Raw genomic sequence first — 22,558 nt, forward strand, 5'->3', positions numbered from 1 at the left:
AATTATATGGATGGATAAAATTTTTCAAAAGTCAACTAATTTATTATATTTGTTAGTATGAAAGAAGAAGAATTATTAGAGATTGTCAAAGAATATTTTAAAGAGAGTATATTTGATACACATAGAACAAATGTAGAAAAAGTACATTGTAAATTAAAGTCGTATAGAATCAATCCAATTGTAGTTAAATACTTATCAAAGGTATTAGAAAATGATTTTACACCTATTGGAATAGCAAAAGCATTATTCTATCCAAGAGTACTTGGTACATCTATCAATACATCTTTTGGAACAAGAATTCAAAATATGTTTGTAGCTATTGGACTTGCCAAAGGTTCTCTCATCAAAGGAATGGATATTGAGTTTATAGATAAAGTTGAGAATCGAAAAAAATGGTGCCAACTGAAGTCTGGTCCCAACACCATAAATTCTGAAGATGTTAAACCTTTGATCAATAAATTTACAAAGGTGGCTAATCTTGCCCGCACAAATTCTATACAACTAAATAATAGTGATTTAATTTTAGGAGTATTATATGGTGAGGAAAAACAGCTTAGCCAGCATTACAAAAATATTGATAAGACATATCCTGTAATCGTTGGAAGAGACCTTTGGCACCGAATCACTGGTTTTCCTAATTTCTATCCTAAATTAGTTTCGGAACTAGACACACTTATATTGAATCTTGAGACAAAAGATTTTTTTAAAGAAGGCTATCTAGCACTTTCCAAAGAAATAGAATCTTCAAATTTATTTGATTTATCGTAATATTGATTCAAAAAATTTATCAAAGAATAACCAATTTCTTGACCTAAATTACAAGGAACTGCATTTCCTATTTGTTTATACTGCTGAGAAACAGACCCTATAAATTTCCAAGTATCAGGAAACGTTTGAATCCTTGCATACTCTCGAATGGTAAATGGTCTTGTAAAATCGGGATGACATCTTTCCGTTTGTTTTTGGGCAGGGCTGCAAGTAAGTGTCAAGCATGGTTCATCCCAGCCTATTCTTCTAGCCATTCCTGTTTTCCCTCCTCCTAGATAGAAGCTTTTTCCCATATAACTTTTTTGAAGTTCTATAGGGAGATCACGCCAATAACCTTTTGGAGGAACTAGTTTTAATACTTCTTCTTTGTGTTTCGGATATTTTGTGCCTTCAGATATAGGGACATCAGTATTATAAAGTGCTCCTTTTTTTAAAGCATCAGCCAAGGTGTATATTTTGCTATTTGGTTTTGGGTATGAATATTGAATATTTATATCCTTTCTTACGCCTACTAAAATGACCCGTTCCCTTTTTTGAGGCACACGATAGTGAATAGCTTTTAGAACTTTAACAGGAACAACATTGTATCCAATTTCATCCAAAATAGATACCATTCCTGCTAGTGTTTTTCCTTTCTCATGAGAGAGCAACCCTCTAACATTTTCTCCCACACATATCAAGGGGTTAACTTCTTTAACAACTCTTGCAAATTCATAGAACAATGTTCCTCGTGCGTCTTTGAGACCCAACTTTTTCCCAGCATAACTAAAGGCCTGGCAAGGAAAGCCTCCTGTTACAATATCAACCTTATCTCTATACTCTTTAAAGGAAAAGGATTTTATATCCCCTTCTAATACATCCCATAAAGGTCTATTATGTCTCAGTGTTTGGCAGGCCCATTTATCTATCTCATTTAATGCGACACATTTAATGCCTGCATTTTCTAAGCCAATAGCTAATCCTCCTGCCCCTGCAAATAGTTCAAGAACAGTATAATCATGATTGGGGACAATGTAATTACTAATATTATCTTCTAAATTGTTCATTAAAAAATTATTAAACAAAGACAGTTGTTGTTTTTTGTAAAGTCTATAATTATTAAGAGGATCTCTTATGGCAGGAAGCTTCCCATTTCTATCCCCCCGCCTTAGGGTCTCTTTGCTTTTACCAAGAATGTTAGATGCCTCTGATAAGGTATAGTATTTTTTCATGTTTCTGGGGGAATCATTCTAAAAACCTTACACAATGGTTATAAAGTTAAAGCAAAATTAGTCTTATTACAAGTTTTTGGTCTGCAAATAAACTATTTTGTTTCAAATAAAGGGGCTCAGTCAAGTCAATATTAGTAATTTCTATCTTGTATTAGTAGTTTGTTCATTACCTTCGGTGCTACTACGTGGTAGTTCGCTACGTTCATGAGGGCGCAAGCTTAGATTTTTACTAAAAAGATAAAAAGTCTCATTTATATTATTTTGATAATCATGGCTTTAGTGTGAAATGTAATGAATTTACAACTTATTGATTAGCAAGCTAATAAAGTTTAGCTTCGCTGCTACTGCGTGGTTTCAACGAACTATTGTTGTATAAAACCTTGTATTAAGCCTGATAGACAAGTATATGCATATGATGTAATTGTGTTATATGAATGTGAGGTTATAAATGAATGACGAATTGCTTAAAAAAAGCATAAAAAAAAGCATCCTGAACGAATTCAAGATGCTTTGTGGCCTCTGGCAGACTCGAACTGCCGACACACGGATTTTCAGTCCGATGCTCTACCAACTGAGCTAAGAAGCCAATACCTTTCCTTTGAAAGCGACACAAATATACGACATATCCTTTCAGTTTTCCAAATTTTTTCTCAAAAAAAAGGAAATTATTTTTTCTTCAAAGCAATAATGTTTATTTTATTAGGGTATTTTATATATAAATGCTCTTGTGCAATACAGAGTTGCTCTAGTTTTTCGCTCAATATTGGTAATTTAATTTCTTTTGTTAAAAAAGATAAAAGATGATACGTTTTAAACTTTTTATGCTCAACATAGAAAATTTGCCCTTCGTAAACTTGAAAATAATCCAAATCAAGAATTTCAATTGTCTTGATATAGTTGCCAAAAATATCAAATACTAAGATGCCTATATTCGGAGAGTTGAGATATACCCTAGCATTTGCTTCGATTAATCGGTTGGGATCTATCCCTTCTGTTAACAGTAAACTCAAATCAGGGCTTTCGGCAATCACTTGATTTTGGCTGTCTACTTTTTTTAGGGTATAGGTATTGTTATCGAATATCCAGATATTGTTGTCAGAAGCAGTTCCTAACGCACGAACTTCTGGAATATCCAAATCAGATAAATCATGCCTTTGGATTTCGCTAAGGGTGCGATCTAAAAAAATGACGGTTGCATAATCATTGTAGTAGACCAAAATACGAAACGGGTTGCTAACATCAATATAAGAAATTTCACCAAGGCTATTTTCATTAAATTGGTACAGCAATTCTCCTTCTGGACTATACTTGAGTAAGGTATGGGCATTTTCAACCAAATACAATTGTTTCATTTTGTCAACTTCCATCCAGCGACTAGTTTTCGGAATACTCTTCAGTTCTTTGAAGGTATAATCCTGAGCATAGCCAATGGTTGAGTAACTAAAACATAGCAAAAAAAGTAGTATCGGCATGATGTACATATTTAACGTTATAGGAATTAACGAATGGTGGTTATCTTAAAAGAAGGATTCTCAAATGCTTTTAAATGCAGTTCTTGCCCATCAAATTCTGCATAGGTACATTGGTTGAACCATTCTCCTAAATTGATATAACGACTGTGCTGGTTGTCTAGTAAAATATCTAAGGGCAAATGTCGATGTCCAAAAATAAAGTAATCTATAAAGGGCAATTGTTTGATTTTATAATTAGCATATAGCAACAACCATTCCTTATCTTTTCCTAAAAAATACTCAGGCTCTATTTGTGCGGTACGACTAGCTGAAGACGAACGGTTGGCAATGCGCATGCCTATGTCAGGGTGCAGCCATCCAAAAAGCCATTGGCAGAATCGATTGGTAAAGATTTTTTTTAGTCGTTTGTAGCCATAATCTTCTGGACCTAAACCATCGCCGTGCCCTATGAAAAAATACTTGCCACCTAACTCCAACTGAATGGGGTGGTGGTGTACGGTTACTCCTAACTCATTGGGAAAGTAGTCAAACATCCAAATATCGTGATTGCCAACAAAAAAGTGAATATCAATGCCCCGATCACTTAACTCAGCTATTTTTCCCAGTAGGCGAATGGCTCCTTTAGGAACAACTGTTTTATATTCAAACCAAAAATCAAAGATGTCTCCAACTAAAAAAATTGCTTTTGCATCATGCTCAATCCTATTTAGCCAACGTAAAATTTTTTGTTCTCGAAGTCTGCTTGCTTCGGGGGTTGGTACCCCAATGTGAAAATCGGACGCAAAATAAATTTTTTTCATAGTAGCTTCAAAGGCAAACTTTTTGGATGAAATAATGTTAGTTAGTATATGGAAAATGTATTACGTTTGCAATGTTTTGAGAAAGGTTTGATTCAATATTATTATTTAACAAGATAAAAATTGTAAAAATAATACTTTAGCGGTAATAAAAAGCCAATAATTGTCGTTAAGGAACAAATATCAAAAACAAACGTTAATGTTTCTTAAAAAAAAGAATTTATATCTAATGAGGATAGCAATTAGCTTCACTACTTAGTTCAATAAAATAAAAAATTGCTATCAGATGTATTTGCAAAATTACACGCAACTATCACAATCAAAATCAATAATTATAGATGCTTATAGGGAAGAGTATCTAATATTTTCTTAATAAAAAATTAGTATACAGAATCGCTTAAACAATAGTCAATTAGGTATTTTACTATAGTTTTTAATAGGAATTGTATATATTTGCGCTATGAAACTTAATAACCTTATTAAGTCGCAGAATATTAGTCTTTTATGGCTGTTTCTTGTGACAATGTTGACATTAGGAGTGGTTGTTCCATTGGATACAACTGCCAACTATTTTTTGTCTAGTCATGCTATAACAATTATGTTGTTGTTTCTAGGGACTGGATTTGTTGGGTTTGTACTTCGAAATAACACCATTATTTTTCCTAGTTTTTTGGCTTGTATTGTCCTTTGTACTTTTATAAAGGAATCGCTAACGCAAGAATTTACCTATTCGACCCCTACAGACGATATAGAGGTTCGGGTAGCACATCTAGTTTTAGATGACAAAGAAAGTATTACAGCTTTTGCACAGTCATTTTCGGGATTAGAGGCTGATTTTTTGTCCATACAAACGCCAATAGAACCTACATTAGAACTTCGATTAACACAGGAGTTGGGCAAGAAAATGCCTTACTGGAACAAAACAATTTGCAATAATAATACAGCCATGTTTATCTTTTCTAGTTATGAATTAAAAGATTTGGACACGGTTTATTATAATGGCAACCAAGCAGTGAGCTTAGTTGGATCAATGTTTATTGATAGTACACACGATCAAATTTCTTTTTTGAGTACGAGAGTTCCTGTAGACCGAGGTTTGCGCCAAGAAACAGAGAAACATCTTGAACGATTGAGTCAGTACATTAACAATAACTTCCAAGATAAACCGCTTTTGACGCTAAGTGGTACTAAATTGGCTTCTTGGACACCAGAATTGCAAGAGTTTAGAACAGCGCACCGTCTAAATGATAGTGAAATGGATCTGGAACTAAGAACTAGAGACGAACATATTTTCTATTCCAAAGATCTCGTTTGCACAGGGTTTTCAAATATTTTGGATGGAAACGGTGTTTTGGCAACTTATCAATTTAGAACGCCGAAAAAAACAGCATACAATTATAAAAATGATACAAAAGGGGCGGCACTGTAAAGAACAGCATGTCCTCTTTGGAAAGCCTGTTAGATATCTGGTCTAACAGGCTTTTTATTTATAATTGGCGGCATTAGCTATCAAAAAAAGCCGTATTATTGCAGGATAAATGATGTATTGAACTTTGGGGCTTTGGGTATTTTTAATCATGAAAAAGTGATATTGATTGATAATCAATTGAATAGGATGTAAGGTTGAAGGAGTCAAAATGTCGTAGAGTTTTAAAATAATAGAAATATGAAAAATATGCAGGTGGTCTCTTCTTCATGGACCTTAACCTTAAAGTTACTTTTGCCCACCTTTTGGTTTTGCTTTTTTGGTGGTTTAACCTTGGCTTTACTTTTTTATCCACTAGAAAATTTAAAGGAACCTTTTACTCCTACAACAGCTCGTTTGATGATGGTTTCCTTTGTTTTGTCAACCGCTGGAATTTACTACCTTGTGTTTTTGCCAATAAAATGGGTGGCAATGGATGCGGAACATCTTTATGTTTCTAACTTTATGAAATCGTATCAGTATACCTATGATAGTATTGCTAGAGTAGAAGAAAATCGCTTGTTGTTTTGGAATAAAGTTACCATTCATTTTCACCAACCGACTCAATTTGGAAAGACAATTGTTTTCTTTGGAAGCTACTATTGGTATTATTTTTTGAAAAAGCATCCAGAAGTTTTGCAACAATTGTTGCCCCAAGAAATACTTGAAAATTTAGAAAAAAATAAATCACAGGATTAAATTATCACACAATGAGTACATTAAGAGAATCAATAGAAGCCGCTTGGTTAGATCGAGGACTGTTGAAAGAGGCAGCAACACAAGCAAATATTCGTGAAGTATTAAATTTGTTAGACAAAGGGGAGCTTCGTGTCGCAGAACCGACAGAGGATGGATGGAAAGTCAATGAGTGGGTTAAAAAGGCTGTTGTTATGTATTTTCCTATTCAAAAAATGGAAACTATAGAGGTGCCACCTTTTGAGTTTCATGACAAAATTCCATTAAAGAAGAATTATGCAGAATTAGGGGTTAGAGTAGTGCCTCATGCGATAGCAAGACATGGCGCATTTGTAGCACCAGGTGTGATTATGATGCCAAGTTATGTGAATATTGGTGCATATGTAGATTCTGGAACAATGGTAGATACTTGGGCGACAGTTGGTTCTTGTGCTCAAATAGGCAAGAATGTGCACCTGAGTGGTGGTGTTGGAATTGGTGGCGTTTTAGAGCCTTTGCAAGCCGCACCTGTCATTGTTGAAGATAATTGTTTTATAGGATCACGATGTATTGTTGTAGAGGGTGTTCATATTGAAAAAGAGGCGGTTTTGGGAGCCAATGTCACGATTACTCAATCTACTAAAATTATTGATGTATCGGGAAGTGAACCTATTATATACAAAGGGCGTGTGCCTGCTCGTTCTGTTGTAATTCCTGGTAGTTACACTAAAAAATTCCCAGCAGGTGATTATCAAGTCTCTTGTGCTTTAATCATCGGACAAAGAAAAGAAAGTACCAATAAGAAAACTTCTCTAAATGATGCTTTAAGGGATTTTGACGTAGCTGTGTAGTAGAGCAAATAGATAAAAATGAAAGCGATTTCCAAACTTGTAGAGGGGATCGCTTTTTATTTGTCCATTCATTAGCTGAAATGGTCTATTCAGGGGGTATTTTGTATTGCTCATTAACTCGACTTGCAAAGTTGCATCTAGCTGATTATATTAGCTGTATATTTTATCGATTTTAGGTGCTCAAATTATGTAAATGATAATTTATTGATCATTGATAATACGAATTTTGGTTGTTGTTTAATTTAAAACCTAAGATATATTTCGTTCAGAAATTATGAGGGGACGCTTGTTATTTAGTTTCTACTTACTAGTATGTTACATCTTGACGATTCAAGGACAGCACCCCTATGCCTGGAATTTAACCATAGAGGATGGATTACCTAGCTCAGAAGTATACGATTTGTACCAAGACACCAAGGGATATATATGGATAGGCACCAATAAAGGTTTGTGTAAGTATAATGGCAATAAGTTTTTTTATTACCAAAATAGTGAGGAATTAAGCGAGGCGGTATCGGGTATACAGGAGGACTCGATGGGGCGAATTTGGGTGCAAAATTTTAAGGATCAAATTTTTTATGTAGAAAATGATAGCTTACACTATTTTGAAATACCTTCCAAAATTACAGTTAAAGATTTTTTAGTAGGTACCACAGGCGAAATTTGGGTTACGGATAAGAAACAAGATAGTCTGTACTGTTATAAACAAGATGGTCGATGGAAAAGTTGGCGTGTCTTTGCTGCTGATACTACGCTAGATAATGGATCCAAAGGAATCGTAAGCATAATAGAAGGTGCTAATAATATTATTTACCTTACTTCAAATTATGGTTTGTTTAAATGTGAGGATGATAAGGTGCATTTTATTACCAATAAAAACTTTGCAAGGTCCTATGCCAATAGTCGAAAGATTCTTCCTGTTTATTTATTTAAGGACAATGAAAATTCTTTGTTTTTTCTTCAAAGCGAGAAAGGCAATGCCTACCAAATCAGTCAGTTGATAGGCGAAGATCAAGTCGGAATTGTTTGGAACTCTTTTAGAAGCGATTTTTATGACGCTAGAAACCATACTTTAAGAGTGGACAATGAAAATACAATTTGGCAACTTACTTTAGATGCAGGTTTAGGACCTATTTTTAATTCAAGTGCAACCAGCAAAGCAGATTCTACTTTGTTGCTATTTCCAAATGAAGGTATTTCAGACTTTGTGATAGATCGAGAGGGAAATTACTGGATCAGTAGTTTATCTAGAGGGGTGCATATTATTCCTAGTTTACAAATATATCAGTATACAACTCAAAACTCTATACTTGAATATGATGGTGTTGGAAAAATTGAAAAAAAGGATGATGAAACAATATTTATTGAAACGGGAAAAGAAAAAATAGTATCGCTTAATGTAAAAGAGAATGTCATTGAGAATGAAATTATAATTCCTAAAGGAAGTTGCAATCAACTGCACTGGAGTCGAGGTATGTTGTTGGTCAATGGAAATATCTATCAAGAGATACATGTACCATCTGCCATACCTAGTAAAAAATATGAATTTACGCCTTTGGTTATCGCTATGCGAAATAGCTTTTTCTACAAAAAAAATAACATTGTTAACTTAACAGCAATAGGTAGTGCTATTAGTTCTTTGTCTCCCAATATAGGCTCCCGAAAGCTTGACGAGGACTTATTTTCTTATATCAAGACACAAGAAGTAGCTAATTTCGATGTTATCAAATACAACAAATTATTGACCAAATTATCTAGTTTTTGTGGTATTCCAGATGCTGTAAATAATCGAATTTTGATTGCTAGAGACGATAGCTTGATGTGTTATACTGAAGGTAGTCATCCTTTTGCTATTTTGGATGTAGAGGGAAATGCTATTAGAGGAATTTATATGGAAAGAGATCAGAAGAAAGGCATTATTTGGGTGTGTACGATTAATAGTGGAATTTATGGTTTGAATAAAGACTTAAAAATTCAGTATCATTTTTCTAGTAAAGATAATTTGATTAGTAATAAAATTAAAAAACTAAAAATAGACGGAGAGCATTTATGGTTGTTGTCTAATCAAGGGATTCAACGATTTACTCCTAAAAATGAAGAGAGCCGTATTTATACTGTCGCAGATGGTATTCCTACTCACGATATTCAAGACATAGCTGTTGTGGGAGACCATGTGTGGTTGAGCACAGCCAAAGGTCTAGTCTCTTTTGATAAAAAATTACCAAGTCAAAACCTAGTCCCTCCCTCCATTTATCTTAAGCGAATTGCTATTCATGATAAAGACACTGCTTTAGCGTCTCATTATCATTTGAATTACAAACAAAATAGTTTGACAATTTACTTAGAAGGAATCTCATATAAAAGTAGGGGAAACTTTAAGTATACCTATCGAATGTTAGGGATTGATAGTAGCTGGATTTCTCAACCTAGTACAATCAATGTGATGCGTTTTCCTCAATTAAATCCAGGCAATTATCTCTTCCAAGTAAAGGCAATCAATGAAGATGGAATCGCCAGTAATCGAACAATTGATGTGCAATTTGTGATCGATAAACCGTATTGGCAAATTTGGTGGGTGCAAGGGCTTTTTGGGTTGTCTATTGTCCTTGTAATTGTGGCTATTGTGTTGACTCGTTTTCGAAATAAGCAGCGGGAAGAACAGCAACAAAATAAGATGAATTTGCTTCAAATGCAGGCTTTGCAATCACAAATGAACCCTCATTTTATTTTTAATATTTTAACTGCTGTTCAGAATTTATGGCTTCAGCATAAAAATGAACTCGCAATGGATTTGCAATCTAATTTTGCAAAATTATTGCGTAAGATCTTTCAATATTCAAGCAAGAATGTTATTTCTATGGATCAAATCAAAGATTTCTTAGAAAATTACTTAAACCTTGAACAGATTCGTTTTGAGAATCAAGTGCAAATTGATTTCAAGATAGAAGAGGATTTGTTAGATGGCTATTTTATTCCTCCATTATTAATACAGCCTATAATAGAGAACAGCTTCAAGCATGGTCTATTTCACAAACCGACCGATAAACAGTTAAAAATATCCATTCAAAAAGAAGGAGCCTATGTTTACTGTTGTGTAGAAGACAATGGCATCGGTCGACCAGCAAAGACAGACATGGAAAATGTTAAACGTTCTTCTGGATTAAAAACGACTCAAAAACGCTTGCTTATTCTCCAACAAGATGTCTTGAAGGTTCCTCATCCTTATAATAATTTGAAAATAACAGACTTAAAAACTGTAGATGGCAGTTCTAGAGGAACAAGAGTAGAGTTTTGGATTCCTTTTATTACATCTGATTTATGAGATATTTACTTTGCATACTTATTACTTTTGCAAGCCTCTCTTTATTGGCACAACACCCTTATTTTTGGACGTTAACAACAGAAGATGGTTTGCCTAGTTTAGAAATATATGATTTATATGAAGGTAGTAAGGGGTATATATGGATGGGAACAGATAAAGGATTATGCAAGTATAATGGCAAAACTTTTTCTTATTACAAAAACAAAGACCAAAAAGGAGAGGCTTTATCAGGGATACAAGAAGATAAGAAGGGGAGAATATGGGTGCGTAACTTTAAGGAACAGGTGTTTTATGTCGAAAATGATAGCTTGCATCGTTTAAATAAAATAGACGAACTGCAACTGAATAACTTAGGAGAGTTTATTATTAATCAAGATGCGGTCATTTATATTATGGATAAGAGTAAAAACTTAATCCATAAAATATGGGAATCCGAAAAAGATTGGCAAACTCAAACCTTTGATCTGAAAGACCCTAAATTAGGAGAAGATTTGTTATTACATCATATAGTAGAAGTCAATGGTGTTTTATACGTGCTTACCTTGTCGGGAATGTATTACTTGAGCGGAACAGAGTTAATTTTTATAGATGATAATAATCTACGTAAATACGATTTTTATAAGAGACCAGCGATTGAATATGGAGAATTGATAAAAAGAGATTCGTCTTTAGTTATTTTACAAAGCGAATATAGAACGCTTAAATTCAATGAGCTTGTGTCGAATAAAATAAAAGAGATACAAGGCTGTAAAAATCAAAATTATCTAAAGGACAAGGAGATTATTTCTGCAAGATACCTTGCGGATAGTTCTTGCTGGATGTTGACTAAAAATGCAGGAGTTGTGGAGGTGTTGACTGCTCAAAACAATATGAAAAAAGAAGGAGCAATCCTATTTCCTAATGAAGGAATTTCTGACATTTTGATTGATCGAGAAGGGAATTATTGGGTGAGTAGTTTGGAAAATGGAGTACATATTATCCCAAAGCTAATGGTGTCTCAAACTCCGTCTAAGAAGTGGAATGTGATGGATGGAAAATTGGGCGTTATGGCAGTTAAAGATACTACGCATTTTTTTTTAGCGACAAATGATAAACAAATATTGTTGTTGAATCATCAGCAAGAACTGGAACATACGTATCATATTTCTAGTATTGGATGCAGTAATTTATACTGGAATCAAAAAGAACTATGTGTTTCTGGGAATAGAATTCTTTATTTTTTTCAAGCATCAAGTGCTGATTACCATCGTATCTATCCCAAAATTCCTACCATTAAAAATACTTACATATACAATGAAAATATTCTAATTATTGCAACAGGAACGGCAGGATTGACGATGGTAATGAATACTAGGGATACGGCAAGTTTAGATACTTTTCCCAACAATATATTCCCTTCCATTCCTACCAATCATTATTATAGATCTGGAATTATTAATAATGTATATATCAAAGGTGTCGGAGGAAGACGTTGCAATTGGGTGATTGGAGATGAAGCACATCGCCGATTTATCACGGCATATTTTGACACATTGATGTGTTATCCAGAGCAAGGGGAACAGTTTCCAATTCTAGACCAAGCAGGAAAAAGCATAAAAGGAACATTCTTAGAAAAAGGCAATAATAATTTAATTTGGATTTGTACTGTGGAGGAAGGTATTTATGCAATAGACGAAGATTTACAGGCTGTCTATCATTTTACAACCAAAGATGGATTAATCAATAATATGATTAAGAAATTAAGAGTGGCTAGAGATGGTACATTGTGGTTGTTGGGAAATGAAGGAGTGCAGTCGTTTCATCCAGAAACAAAAGAAAGTCATTGGTATACGCTTCAAGATGGATTGCCAACACATGAGATACGAGATATACTTTTATTAGATGAAAAAGTATGGTTAAGTACTGCCAAAGGCTTGGTGACTTTTGATCAGAATATGCCTAGTAAAAATAGGGTAGAACCATTAATTTATATAAAAGGGGTGGCGATTCATGATAAAGATACTACTGTTCAAGAGCAATATAATTTGACTTATAATCAAGATAACATTACGATTCAAGTGGAAGGATTAGCTTATCGGAGTAGAGGTGCTTTTCAATACAAATATAGAATGTTGGGAATTGATACTTTGTGGCGTTATCAAAATGGTCAAATAAATTTTATGCGTTTTCCGCAGTTACAGCCAGGTGCTTATCAATTTGAAGTTAAAGCAGTTAATGAGGATGGAATAGAGAGTGAAAAAATAGCAAGTATAGTATTTAATATAGCGCCTCCTTACTGGAAAACGTGGTGGTTTTTCTTGTTATTTATTTTTGGAATAGGTTTGATTCTCTTTAGTATTATTTGGAATTATTGGAGTCGACTAAAGTTAGAAAATCAGAATAGCAATTTGAAGATGGAGGCATTGCAGTCTCAAATGAATCCGCATTTTATATTTAATGTGTTGACAGCCGTACAAAATCTATGGATGCAGCACAAGAATGAACTAGCAATGGATTTGCAGTCTAACTTTGCAAAGTTGCTGCGCAAGATTTTTCAATACTCAAGTAAGCGAGCTATTACGATTGAGCAAGTAGAAGAGTTTTTAGAAAACTATTTGAATTTGGAACAAATTCGCTTTGAAAATAAGGTAGATATTGATTTTAGAATAGAGGAGATACTGCTAGAAGATGACTACTATATTCCGCCTCTATTAATACAGCCAGTGATAGAGAATAGCTTCAAGCATGGTTTGTTCCACAAAAAGACGAATCGCCACCTAACTATTGTATTAAAAGAAGCATTTCCATACCTTTATTGTTGTGTAGAAGATAATGGGGTCGGTCGTAAATTGCCTTTAAAGAGAAAGAAAGAAAGACGATCTTCAGGCTTAAGTACTACTCGCGAGCGATTGCTTATTTTGCAACAAAATATTATCAAGAAACCACACCCTCATCATAACTTAAAAATAACTGATTTGAAAAACCCTGATGGTAGCCCCAAAGGAACTAGGGTAGAACTTTGGATTCCTTTTATTACCTCTAAAAACTAAAATTATAAGAGATGCAGAAAATTAGAGCTATTATTATTGAAGATGAACCACAAGCACGAGAAATGCTAACAACACTGTTGGAAGATTATTGTCAAGATGTCCATATTATTGGTACTGCAAGCAATGTACAAGATGGTGTTGCTGCTATCAAAAAATTAGTACCTGATTTGATCTTTTTAGATATAGAAATGCCCAATGAAAAAGGACTGGAATTGTTTAAATATTTTCCGAAAGTAGATTTTGATGTTATTTTTACAACAGCATATGATCAATATGCTATCAATGCTTTGCGCTTGTCGGCTTTAGATTACTTGTTGAAACCCATTGATTTAAAGGATTTGAGAACCGCACTAAACGCTTTTAGAGAAAAGAAACATCAAACCTATATCAATCAAGCACTACGTTACCAATTTGCTGCTGAACAGCAGTCTTCTCAGTCCAAAAGAATTATTTTACCCAATGGAGAGGGCTATATATTTATTGATGTAGAGGATATTATGTACTGCCAAGCAGAAAAAAGTTATACTTCTTTTATAATGAAAGATGGCAACAAACATTGGGTTTCTAAAACAATAAAAGAATACTCTGATTTGTTGGAGGGATTTGGTTTTTTAAGGGTACATCGATCTTCTTTAATTAACCCTAAATTTGTAACAAAATTAATTAAGACACGCCCAAGTTCTGTTATAATGAAAGATGGCGAGAGTATTACTATCTCTAAAAATAGACGAGATGAATTACTAGAAGATTTGTTGAATATTTAAAGCTATATATATAATTTTGCTTATTATTTTGATAATTACTTGGATATGGGGTTAAAGAGGTAAGGCATATTGATAACCAGTTTTAATAACTTGAATGGAGTTTTTCTGATGATCAATATGCTGTACTTTTATTAGATGGATAAGAAGCCAAATAGTTATCTCTTTTCTACAATAGGAATCCGTCGAAAATACTTCTTATTGTCTCTAAAGTAGAGATCAAAATTATTCTCCTCTTTAATATAATCTAATGTTATGTTGTTAAAATTGCGGGTAGAAAGGGTTACCTCTAGCTCTTTCCCATTTAATTTTTCTACTCGCATCAAAGTATATATCAAATCTGTGTTGGATTCAATAGTGAGCCCTGTAGGAGGTTGTTTGTAATAATAAAAAATCTTATCGTTAATCCACTTATAATTGTACCCTGCATTAGGTTTGATAGCTGTTGGTGTTTTTGAAGCACTTTTGGGGACTTTTAGAAACCCAAATTCTCCTTTTTGTACAAAAAATTGGAGGGACAGGGAGTCATTAGAGTTTTTATCCTCCCACAAGCCATACAAACGAGCTGTTTGGCGTTCTTTGTTTAAATCTAAACGACGGTATCGAGCTTTTCTTTGTCCTATGTAGGGTTTGAAATTTGCTTTGTTTTTTACCAAAGAATCCAGTTTACTTTTTTCTATGTCAATATCGGATAAATGGACGAATAGTAAATCTTTAGAAATAGAATCTATTTGAAGAAATGTATAAGTGGGGGGATATAAGGCAGCTTGCATTTTATTTTCAGAAGGAAATTTAGCATAAGCAAGGATATTATCATCCACCCACTGATAATTGTAGAGCTTGTCTCTAGTCAATTCTAGTGGTGCTAATAATTTAGATTGAGGAATTTTTAAAAATGCGAGTAGCTTATTCTCAAAGATGAATTGATAAGAAGTACTATTATTAGAGGCATCATCTTCCCAACGTCCCAAAAGCTCTGTTTGATACGATTGAGTCATACCCGTATTGATATACAAAAAAAATAACCCGAACAAAATGGAAGTTTTCAACATGGTAGTGATTTATATGTATTAAAAATGTGCTTTTTTTTCTTTTAGTAAAAAAGCAACGAACTGCTAAGTAGTTAATATAAGACCAATTTTTTTAACTGCCATTTTCCTGTATGTTTAATTGATAAAAAGTGAGCCGCTTTAGCAAAATAGAGGTAATTTAATGTTCGGTTTATTGAAGTATGCGTATTGAGAATAGTTTTATTCTAAATAAAGAGTTCGTTATGAAAATGCTATTTTATTTTATTTTTTTCTTGTTATCTTTACTCAATAGATGCTAAAAAATTGTTGATTTTTTGCTCACTTTCTTTATGCTTATGAAGTTTTGGTTACTTGATTGTATTATCACAAAAAAGAAATGCATTGATTCAGCAAATAATAAATAGCAGAAGAGTATTCTACAATAGTTCGTTGGAAAACTTTATTAGTTTGATAATCAATAAGTTGTGAATTTGTTATATTTTTAGATAAAGTATTGATTGTCAAATTAATATAGATGTTGTTTTTTATCTTTTTGGTAAAAAAGTAAACAACTAAGCGATAGCGATCTCACGACCGCAGGGAGCTAATCAACGAACTACTAATTCTAATAATACTGATATAGATTTTTTAACAATTAATAAAACTGAAAATTATGTTACGCATATTGTATTTGGTCCTTTTGGCTTACACATTTGCTGCTTGTGGAGGAAATGAATCGTCAACTACAGCAGAAAACCATGAAGGACATGAGCACCACGATCACGATCATGCTGGTCACGATCATGACCACGACCATGCAGGGCATGACCACAACCATGACCACGATCAGCCAGAGGGTGATGGCATCCATTATGGTGCTGAAATTACACCTGAAGGAGGTGTGGCTTTGTCTGAAGTGTTGTCAAAGGTGAAAAATGAAGAAGGAGCTACAGAATTAGATTTGGGAGAAGGAAATACTGTAAAAGCGGTTGCTACAAAAGTAGAGGGGGTCGTATCTGAAGTTTGCAAAAAAGCTGGATGTTGGCTAAAATTGGCGACAGAGGACGGTCAAGAGATTTTTATTACCACCAACCATGAGTTTTTAGTACCTGTTGATATTGTGGGCAAAACAGTGGTGGTTGATGGACAAGCTTACAAGTCTGTAACGACAGTAGATGAGTTGCGTCACTATGCTGAAGACGAAGGTCAATCGGCAGAAGAAATTGCAAAAATTACAGAGCCAATTACAGAATATAAATTGTTGGCAAAAGGCTTGGTAATTAAGTCTTAGGAAATGTTAAAATACTAAGAAGCACTAACATGATGCGTGTTAGTGCTCTGTTTTTTGAGGATGGGAAAGTTAGATTGTAGGCATAGCTTCCAATTGTTTTTTTAGTAAAGTAGGTGCTATTTTTTTCTGTCAAAGAAAGATTCTTGGAATGGTTGGAGGAGGCTTGATAAAAGTAATTTTAGATTTTTTTTAAAATAAATCTGAAAAAATTTGCAACTTTTCAAATTATACGTATATTTGCAACCGCTTTAAGGGAATAACATTCAAGCAAAAGGTAGATTCTGTAGCTCAGTTGGTAGAGCATTTGACTTTTAATCAAAGGGTCCTGGGTTCGAATCCCAGCAGGATCACAACTTACTGAAAATAAATTTTTTGCTTGATATACGCTTAACGCAGGTAGATTCTGTAGCTCAGTTGGTAGAGCATTTGACTTTTAATCAAAGGGTCCTGGGTTCGAATCCCAGCAGGATCACACATTAGCTTCTTTTGAACTTCAAAAGAAGCTTTTTTTATGCCCCAAAAGAAGCAGGTTAGTTCTAAAAAACCGTTAGAAGAATATTAATAATTGGTTAAAAAACTGGGACTTAGAGCATTGTCAGAAGCCAAACTTTACTTCAAATTATTTCTTGTTTGAGGGGCAGTTTAGAAATAAAAACACAAGAGTTATATAACTTCGGTTGTTCTCAAAAACCTTGAAATTCTTTGTTTTAGCGCCTGTTTTTAGGGATAAATAAATATTTTACAGTCTAAACATCAATGAGAGAGGATTTTATTATCTTTAGATTGTTATTTCAGAATAAAACAAACTATCTTTGTCAAACTTGAACAAATCTTGTTGATTTAAGGTATAATACTTGCTCATTCCTAGTTAGTTTTGTATTCTTATTGCAAAACTATCTTTTATATAATTTTCAAACAACCAATAATAATAAAGCCAATATCGATGAAATTACATTCACATATTGTCATGCTTTTGATACTTTGTATGTCAGTTGCTCAGTTATCTGCCCAATCAGCAGATGCACTGATCAATAAGGCAAATAAAAAATACAAAGATTTAGAGTTTCAAGAAGCTATTGAACTCTATGAACAAGCATTAAAAAAAGAAACCAAACCCGCTGCGCTCTTTGCTCTTCCTGACTGTTATCGAAAAGTAGGGAACCACCTCAAAGCTGGGCAATGGTACGCAAAAGCTGCTGAACACCCCGAAGCACCTTCTGAAATTTTCTATTACTATGGATTGTCTTTGATGTCTAATGATAAGTTTGAAGAAGCTGAAGCCCAATTTGCAAAATTTAGAGAAAAAGAAAGTGCTCAGTTAAGAGGGCATAATATGATGATCGCTGTTAAACCAGAGGTACATAAAGATTTGCTAAATGCAGGAGCTTTGTATGATGTAGAAGTAGTGCCAAATTTGAATACTCCTTATGATGATTTTGGGGCTGTTTTTTATGATGATGGTGTTGTCTTCAGTTCGGATCGCGATACTACTAAGGTGACGAGTCACAGAGGTTCTTGGTTGTACAAGCCTTACATTCAATCGTATTACATCGATGCTTTTATGAAAGATAAGGATACCAAAGAGTTTGAATATGGTAAACCAAGGCTTTTTAGCTCAGACGTGAATATGAATTACCATGATGGTCCTGTGCGATTTGATGGTCTTCAACAAACAGCCTACTTTACAGTTTACGGCACCAATGATAAAAAATCAAATCGTAGAGCAAATGTCCTAAACACTCAAATTGCATCTAGCAAACGTGTTGGAGAACAGTGGACCAAACCCAATCAAAAACTAAAACTAAACAGTAGAGAATATTCTGTTGCACATCCAACTGTAACTCCTGATGGAGATAAAATGTTTTTTGCTTCTGATATTCCTGGTGGGTTTGGAGGCTTTGATATTTATGTAAGTTACAACGAAGCGGGAGAGTGGTCTAAGCCTATTAATTTGGGACCAGAGATTAATACAGAAGGAGATGAGGTATATCCATTTTGGGGACTAGATGAAAATCTATACTTCTCTTCAGATGGACAAGCAGGATTGGGAGGCTTCGATATTTACTACTCTAATTCTACTGCTGGTAGATGGGCTCCTGTAACCAATTTGGGAGCGCCATTGAACTCTGAAAAAGATGAAATTTCTTATATCATGGATTCTACAGGAACGTATGGTTACTTTTCATCGAATAGAGTAGCGAAACGAAATATGGATATCTATTATTTTAAGCGGGTTGCCTTGGAGTCTCAAATCTTGGTGTTTGATAAAGCAACAGGTCAAGGGGTAGCTGGTGTTGAAGTAACTAGCGAATGCTTGCCTAAAAACCAAAAATGGGTCACGAATATAGATGGTCGCATTTATGCACCACTACCTTTGGAACGCAATTGTAAATTAATGTTGACTTCAGAGTTGTTTACAGATACGGAAAAAGATGTTTCAACAGTAGGTTATGTTCCTGGTTCAGAATTGTTTATTAATGTTCCGTTGCAATTAAAAGAAGCCGAGTTTATCGTAGAAGGAACGGTAAAAAGTGCTGCTACCAATGAACCAATTATTGATGCTACTGTCACTTTGATTAATGGTTGTGGAGAGGAACAAGTGAATATTCCAGTTTCTCATGAAGGAAAGTACTCTATGAAATTGTCTAAAAATTGTTCCTATGTCTTGAAAGTAGAACGAGAAGGATATTTTACCAATACACAGACATTTTCTACCAAAGGCTTGCGTTTGTCAAAAACATTTACAAAAAATATAGCCATGCCAAAATCTGCTGGTTCTTTTTAAGAATTAAGCTTTACGAATATAAAATGCAAAGTCATCCCGAATTTGTTTCGAGGATGGCTTTTGTATTCAATATAAATTATTGAGTTACACTGATAGAATAGACCGCTTAGACTTTATTGATCCATTTAGATAAAGGTAAAAAATGCAAGTTGTCGAAAGCTTGTCTGCTATTGTTGAAGATTTAAGTTGATGTTGTGATGTGTAATAGATGAGACGCACAAAGGAACTGGCTTAATGTACAGGCAGAAAATTTAGCCAAGTCGATCAATTGTTGTTTTAGATTTATATTACTTCATGAGGAAATTAGAAAGGGGGATTACTATTTTAATCACCAAAGTAGTATAGGTTATTTTTTGTAAAAGAAAACGAAATTCGTATCCTCATAAACACAGAAAATATCATGCAGTAATAGCATAGGCAGCTAAGCCATTTCAAAAAAATACCACGCAATAGCAATTTACTAAATACTCAAACAGTTATAGTTATAATGTTAAAAAAACGTCTCATTTCTCACAATCCTATGATGAATTACCAATCTTTTTTGATTTTCTTTTTTGTCCTTACAAGTATATTTGCTCAAGCACAAAATAATGAATTGGCGCAGGCCAATACCCTTTTTAAAGCATTTCTATTCAAGGAAGCAATTCCTTTGTATGAAACCGCCCTAGAAAAAGACCCTTATTTGGGGGATGCCATGGTGAATTTAGCAAAATGTTATTATTACACTAATAACGCAACGAAAGCAGAGACTTGGTATGCTAGAATATTGCGATATGATGGTTACAAACAATATGCTTTTGATTATGGACAGGTATTAAAAATGAACGGAAAATATGCGGAAGCAAAACGTTGGTTCAATACCTCAACCAAGGATGATCATACGCGTGGTATGCATTATGCAAAATCATGTGATTTTGCCACAGGAACAACTCTATTAAGTAATATATACAAAGTAAAAGCACTACCAAAATTGAATTCAAAAAGCGCGGACTTTGCTCCTACTTTATATGATTCCGACTTGATTTTTAGTTCTTCTCGATCGGTAGCGGTAGAAAAACAAGGGCAAGTAGCTTGGACTAATGATGCATTTAACCAACATTATATGGCAGAAAAAGATGCGCAAGGTTTTATTAGTACAGGAAAAGCCCTGCGTTCTTTTATTGGGAATGATATTAATGATGCCCCAATGAGTTACCTTCCTTCTGTTGACATGGTAGCCATTACATCGAATAACTTCATGGATGGTATTCGTCATATTAATGGAAGTGGATTGATGATGGACATTTATTTGTACAATAGCAAATCAAAAAAAGAATGGGATCATAATAGTGAGCAATTTTTTCCCTTTAATGCTAATGTAGATACCAAAACGCCTTTTTCTACGGGGCATCCTTGCTTGAGAGATAATGGAACAACTCTTTATTTTTGTTCTAATAAGGCAGGTGGTTATGGAGGATATGATATTTACGTCAGTCGTCGCACGGCAACTGGTTGGAGTATGCCAGAGAACTTAGGACATCCGATTAACACACCAGGAAATGAAATGAGTCCTTTTGTAGATGATAATGGTCGTTTGTACTTTTCTTCGGATTGGCATTTGGGTTATGGTGGTATGGATGTATTTACAGCAAATCGCTATGCTTATGGATGGGGAAATGTCGAAAATATGGGGAATCAAGTAAATTCTCCAAGTGATGATATGTACTTTGTTTTTGATACAGAGAGAAAGATAGGATACTTATCTTCTAATCGACCTGGTGGAAGAGGAAATGAAGATATTTATCAAGTAATACAGACACAAGATTTGCCTAGGCGCCAATCATTAGCGCTGAATATTGGGGATAAATTTGTTTTGGATGATCGTTATTTTAGACCAGGAGATGGTACCATTCAAAACACAAGTAGTCAGCAACTTTTTGATATCTTGCAACGGTTGATCGACAATCCAACGGCTGTAATTCAGATTAATGGGTACACAGATGCGGCAGGAACAGCTAGTAATAATTTGACACTTTCAAAAGATCGAGCCAATTCACTCCTGCGATTTTTTACATCTAAAGGAATTGATGCCAAGCGTATTAGAAGTACAGGCTATGGAGAGAGTTTTTTAGTCAATCGTTGTAGTGATGACGTGCCTTGTTCTGCTGAAGAGCGAGCTGCTAACCGACGCATTGAAATTTTTGTTGTAGGTATTGTGGATGTAAATGGCGTTGTTAGTATTTCTTACGATGCAGCACCTGCTCCGAATGCTGAAAAAATTGTTGAAGATGCTGTAACACGTGCCGTAGCAAGCAAAAAGGCAGTATCACGTTCTTCTTCTACTAGCCGTTCTTCTAAGCCTCAACGAAAAGCACACTACGCTATTGGGGATGTTATAGAAGTGGCTAGTGTCTTTTATGAGTTGAGCAAGTCAAAAATTGATGAGCGCAAATCTCCAGGATTAAAGCAATTGTTAGAGATTCTGAAAGAACATGAGCATGTAGTAATTGAGATCGGTGCGCATACGGATGCATCTGGTTCTTCCAAGTACAACCAAGAATTATCAGAAAAGAGAGCCAAAGAAGTGAAAAAGTATCTAGAGAAAAAAGGAATTGCTTCTTCTAGATTGGTTGCCAAAGGATATGGAGAATCAAAATTATTAAATAAGTGCAAAGATGGTGTCAAGTGCTCAGATAGCGAACATGCCCAAAATCGACGAACAGAATTTAAAGTAATTGGTCAAAAAGGGTTTGCAGTGGGCGATATTATTAAAGTAGATAATATCAATTATGAACTCAATAAGGATAAGTTAGATATGAAAGATTCTAGAGGTCTAACAGAAATTATAGAGTTGCTTAAAAATAATAAAATTAGTGTTGAAATTAGATCGCACACCGATTCTAGAGGTTCTTCTAAATACAATCAAGAATTATCAGAAAAGAGAGCTAAGGCAGTTTACAATTATTTGGTAAAAAATGGGATTAGCAAATATCGTTTGAAATATAAAGGATATGGAGAGTCCAAATTGCTAAATAAATGCAAAGATGGAGTACGGTGTTCAGATAGTGACCATGCAAAAAATCGACGGACTGATTTTAAAGTAATCGGTTTGCGTTAGGAATTTTTTATCAAAGTGTGGATA

General features: G+C 34.3%; 14 protein-coding genes and 3 tRNA genes. 12 read left to right on the top strand and 5 right to left on the bottom strand.

Annotated elements, in window-relative coordinates; genetic code table 11:
- Positions 1 to 57 precede the first annotated feature (57 nt).
- Positions 58 to 768: a PmeII family type II restriction endonuclease gene (locus tag CG11_RS13345; protein ID WP_052596954.1), complete on the top strand. Its 711-nt coding sequence runs from the start codon at positions 58 to 60 to the stop codon at positions 766 to 768.
- On the opposite strand, the gene dcm is transcribed toward CG11_RS13345, so the two are convergent.
- The 4 genes from dcm to CG11_RS13365 form a co-directional block, all read right to left on the bottom strand.
- A complete protein-coding gene (gene dcm, locus CG11_RS13350; RefSeq protein ID WP_052596956.1) occupies positions 714 to 1,979 on the bottom strand; it encodes a DNA (cytosine-5-)-methyltransferase in 1,266 nt (421 codons plus the stop codon). The genes CG11_RS13345 and dcm overlap by 55 nt on opposite strands.
- Positions 1,980 to 2,492: 513 nt before the next feature.
- Positions 2,493 to 2,565, bottom strand: a tRNA-Phe gene (locus CG11_RS13355).
- Between the two features lie 79 nt (positions 2,566 to 2,644).
- The gene (locus CG11_RS13360; protein WP_156039766.1) at positions 2,645 to 3,451 is read right to left on the bottom strand and encodes a hypothetical protein; all 807 of its coding nucleotides are present in this window, start codon (positions 3,449 to 3,451) and stop codon (positions 2,645 to 2,647) included.
- A gap of 26 nt (positions 3,452 to 3,477) precedes the next feature.
- The gene (locus CG11_RS13365) at positions 3,478 to 4,251 is read right to left on the bottom strand and encodes a UDP-2,3-diacylglucosamine diphosphatase (RefSeq protein ID WP_052596960.1); all 774 of its coding nucleotides are present in this window, start codon (positions 4,249 to 4,251) and stop codon (positions 3,478 to 3,480) included.
- Between the two features lie 457 nt (positions 4,252 to 4,708).
- Between CG11_RS13365 and CG11_RS13370 the strand changes: the two genes are divergently transcribed.
- From CG11_RS13370 to CG11_RS13395, 6 genes are all read left to right on the top strand, one after another.
- Positions 4,709 to 5,677 (top strand): hypothetical protein, encoded by a 969-nt coding sequence (locus CG11_RS13370; RefSeq protein WP_156039767.1) that lies wholly within the window; start codon positions 4,709 to 4,711, stop codon positions 5,675 to 5,677.
- A gap of 237 nt (positions 5,678 to 5,914) precedes the next feature.
- On the top strand, positions 5,915 to 6,412 hold the full coding sequence (locus CG11_RS13375) for a hypothetical protein (RefSeq protein ID WP_052596965.1): 498 nt from the start codon (positions 5,915 to 5,917) through the stop codon (positions 6,410 to 6,412).
- Between the two features lie 11 nt (positions 6,413 to 6,423).
- Positions 6,424 to 7,239 (top strand): 2,3,4,5-tetrahydropyridine-2,6-dicarboxylate N-succinyltransferase, encoded by an 816-nt coding sequence (locus CG11_RS13380; RefSeq protein ID WP_052596966.1) that lies wholly within the window; start codon positions 6,424 to 6,426, stop codon positions 7,237 to 7,239.
- A 322-nt stretch (positions 7,240 to 7,561) separates the two neighbouring features.
- Positions 7,562 to 10,561 (top strand): histidine kinase, encoded by a 3,000-nt coding sequence (locus CG11_RS13385; protein WP_197043846.1) that lies wholly within the window; start codon positions 7,562 to 7,564, stop codon positions 10,559 to 10,561.
- Positions 10,558 to 13,590, top strand: coding sequence for a sensor histidine kinase (locus CG11_RS13390; RefSeq protein WP_052596970.1), 3,033 nt, complete (start codon positions 10,558 to 10,560; stop codon positions 13,588 to 13,590). The genes CG11_RS13385 and CG11_RS13390 overlap by 4 nt, the downstream gene beginning before the upstream one ends.
- A gap of 11 nt (positions 13,591 to 13,601) precedes the next feature.
- Positions 13,602 to 14,354: a LytTR family DNA-binding domain-containing protein gene (locus CG11_RS13395; protein WP_052596972.1), complete on the top strand. Its 753-nt coding sequence runs from the start codon at positions 13,602 to 13,604 to the stop codon at positions 14,352 to 14,354.
- Positions 14,355 to 14,509: 155 nt separating this feature from the next.
- Here the strand turns inward: CG11_RS13395 and CG11_RS13400 are convergent, their stop codons facing one another.
- Positions 14,510 to 15,403 (bottom strand): hypothetical protein, encoded by an 894-nt coding sequence (locus CG11_RS13400; RefSeq protein WP_052596973.1) that lies wholly within the window; start codon positions 15,401 to 15,403, stop codon positions 14,510 to 14,512.
- A gap of 631 nt (positions 15,404 to 16,034) precedes the next feature.
- Here CG11_RS13400 and CG11_RS13405 point away from each other — a divergent pair.
- The 5 genes from CG11_RS13405 to CG11_RS13425 all read left to right on the top strand — a co-directional run bounded on the left by CG11_RS13405 (position 16,035) and on the right by CG11_RS13425 (position 22,534).
- Positions 16,035 to 16,652 carry a DUF4920 domain-containing protein gene (locus tag CG11_RS13405; RefSeq protein WP_052596975.1) on the top strand — a complete coding sequence of 206 codons (618 nt, stop codon included), beginning with the start codon at positions 16,035 to 16,037 and terminating at the stop codon, positions 16,650 to 16,652.
- 277 nt (positions 16,653 to 16,929) lie between these two features.
- A tRNA-Lys gene (locus CG11_RS13410) sits at positions 16,930 to 17,002 on the top strand.
- 49 nt (positions 17,003 to 17,051) lie between these two features.
- Positions 17,052 to 17,124: transfer RNA gene (locus CG11_RS13415), tRNA-Lys, on the top strand.
- Positions 17,125 to 17,595: 471 nt separating this feature from the next.
- Positions 17,596 to 19,437, top strand: coding sequence for a carboxypeptidase regulatory-like domain-containing protein (locus tag CG11_RS13420; RefSeq protein WP_052596977.1), 1,842 nt, complete (start codon positions 17,596 to 17,598; stop codon positions 19,435 to 19,437).
- 487 nt (positions 19,438 to 19,924) lie between these two features.
- Positions 19,925 to 22,534: an OmpA family protein gene (locus CG11_RS13425; protein ID WP_052596979.1), complete on the top strand. Its 2,610-nt coding sequence runs from the start codon at positions 19,925 to 19,927 to the stop codon at positions 22,532 to 22,534.
- Positions 22,535 to 22,558: the final 24 nt, after the last annotated feature.

Origin of the sequence: Aureispira sp. CCB-QB1, assembly GCF_000724545.1 — a bacterium.
Taxonomy (GTDB): domain Bacteria; phylum Bacteroidota; class Bacteroidia; order Chitinophagales; family Saprospiraceae; genus Aureispira.

Excerpts from the sequence above, each read along its gene's own strand:
- CG11_RS13345 (WP_052596954.1), top strand. The coding sequence starts at position 58 with ATGAAAGAAGAAGAATTATTAGAGATTGTCAAAGAATATTTTAAAGAG.
- dcm (WP_052596956.1), bottom strand. The coding sequence starts at position 1,979 with ATGAAAAAATACTATACCTTATCAGAGGCATCTAACATTCTTGGTAAA.
- CG11_RS13360 (WP_156039766.1), bottom strand. The coding sequence starts at position 3,451 with ATGCCGATACTACTTTTTTTGCTATGTTTTAGTTACTCAACCATTGGC.
- CG11_RS13365 (WP_052596960.1), bottom strand. The coding sequence starts at position 4,251 with ATGAAAAAAATTTATTTTGCGTCCGATTTTCACATTGGGGTACCAACC.
- CG11_RS13370 (WP_156039767.1), top strand. The coding sequence starts at position 4,709 with ATGAAACTTAATAACCTTATTAAGTCGCAGAATATTAGTCTTTTATGG.
- CG11_RS13375 (WP_052596965.1), top strand. The coding sequence starts at position 5,915 with ATGAAAAATATGCAGGTGGTCTCTTCTTCATGGACCTTAACCTTAAAG.
- CG11_RS13380 (WP_052596966.1), top strand. The coding sequence starts at position 6,424 with ATGAGTACATTAAGAGAATCAATAGAAGCCGCTTGGTTAGATCGAGGA.
- CG11_RS13390 (WP_052596970.1), top strand. The coding sequence starts at position 10,558 with ATGAGATATTTACTTTGCATACTTATTACTTTTGCAAGCCTCTCTTTA.
- CG11_RS13395 (WP_052596972.1), top strand. The coding sequence starts at position 13,602 with ATGCAGAAAATTAGAGCTATTATTATTGAAGATGAACCACAAGCACGA.
- CG11_RS13400 (WP_052596973.1), bottom strand. The coding sequence starts at position 15,403 with ATGTTGAAAACTTCCATTTTGTTCGGGTTATTTTTTTTGTATATCAAT.
- CG11_RS13405 (WP_052596975.1), top strand. The coding sequence starts at position 16,035 with ATGTTACGCATATTGTATTTGGTCCTTTTGGCTTACACATTTGCTGCT.
- CG11_RS13420 (WP_052596977.1), top strand. The coding sequence starts at position 17,596 with ATGAAATTACATTCACATATTGTCATGCTTTTGATACTTTGTATGTCA.
- CG11_RS13425 (WP_052596979.1), top strand. The coding sequence starts at position 19,925 with ATGTTAAAAAAACGTCTCATTTCTCACAATCCTATGATGAATTACCAA.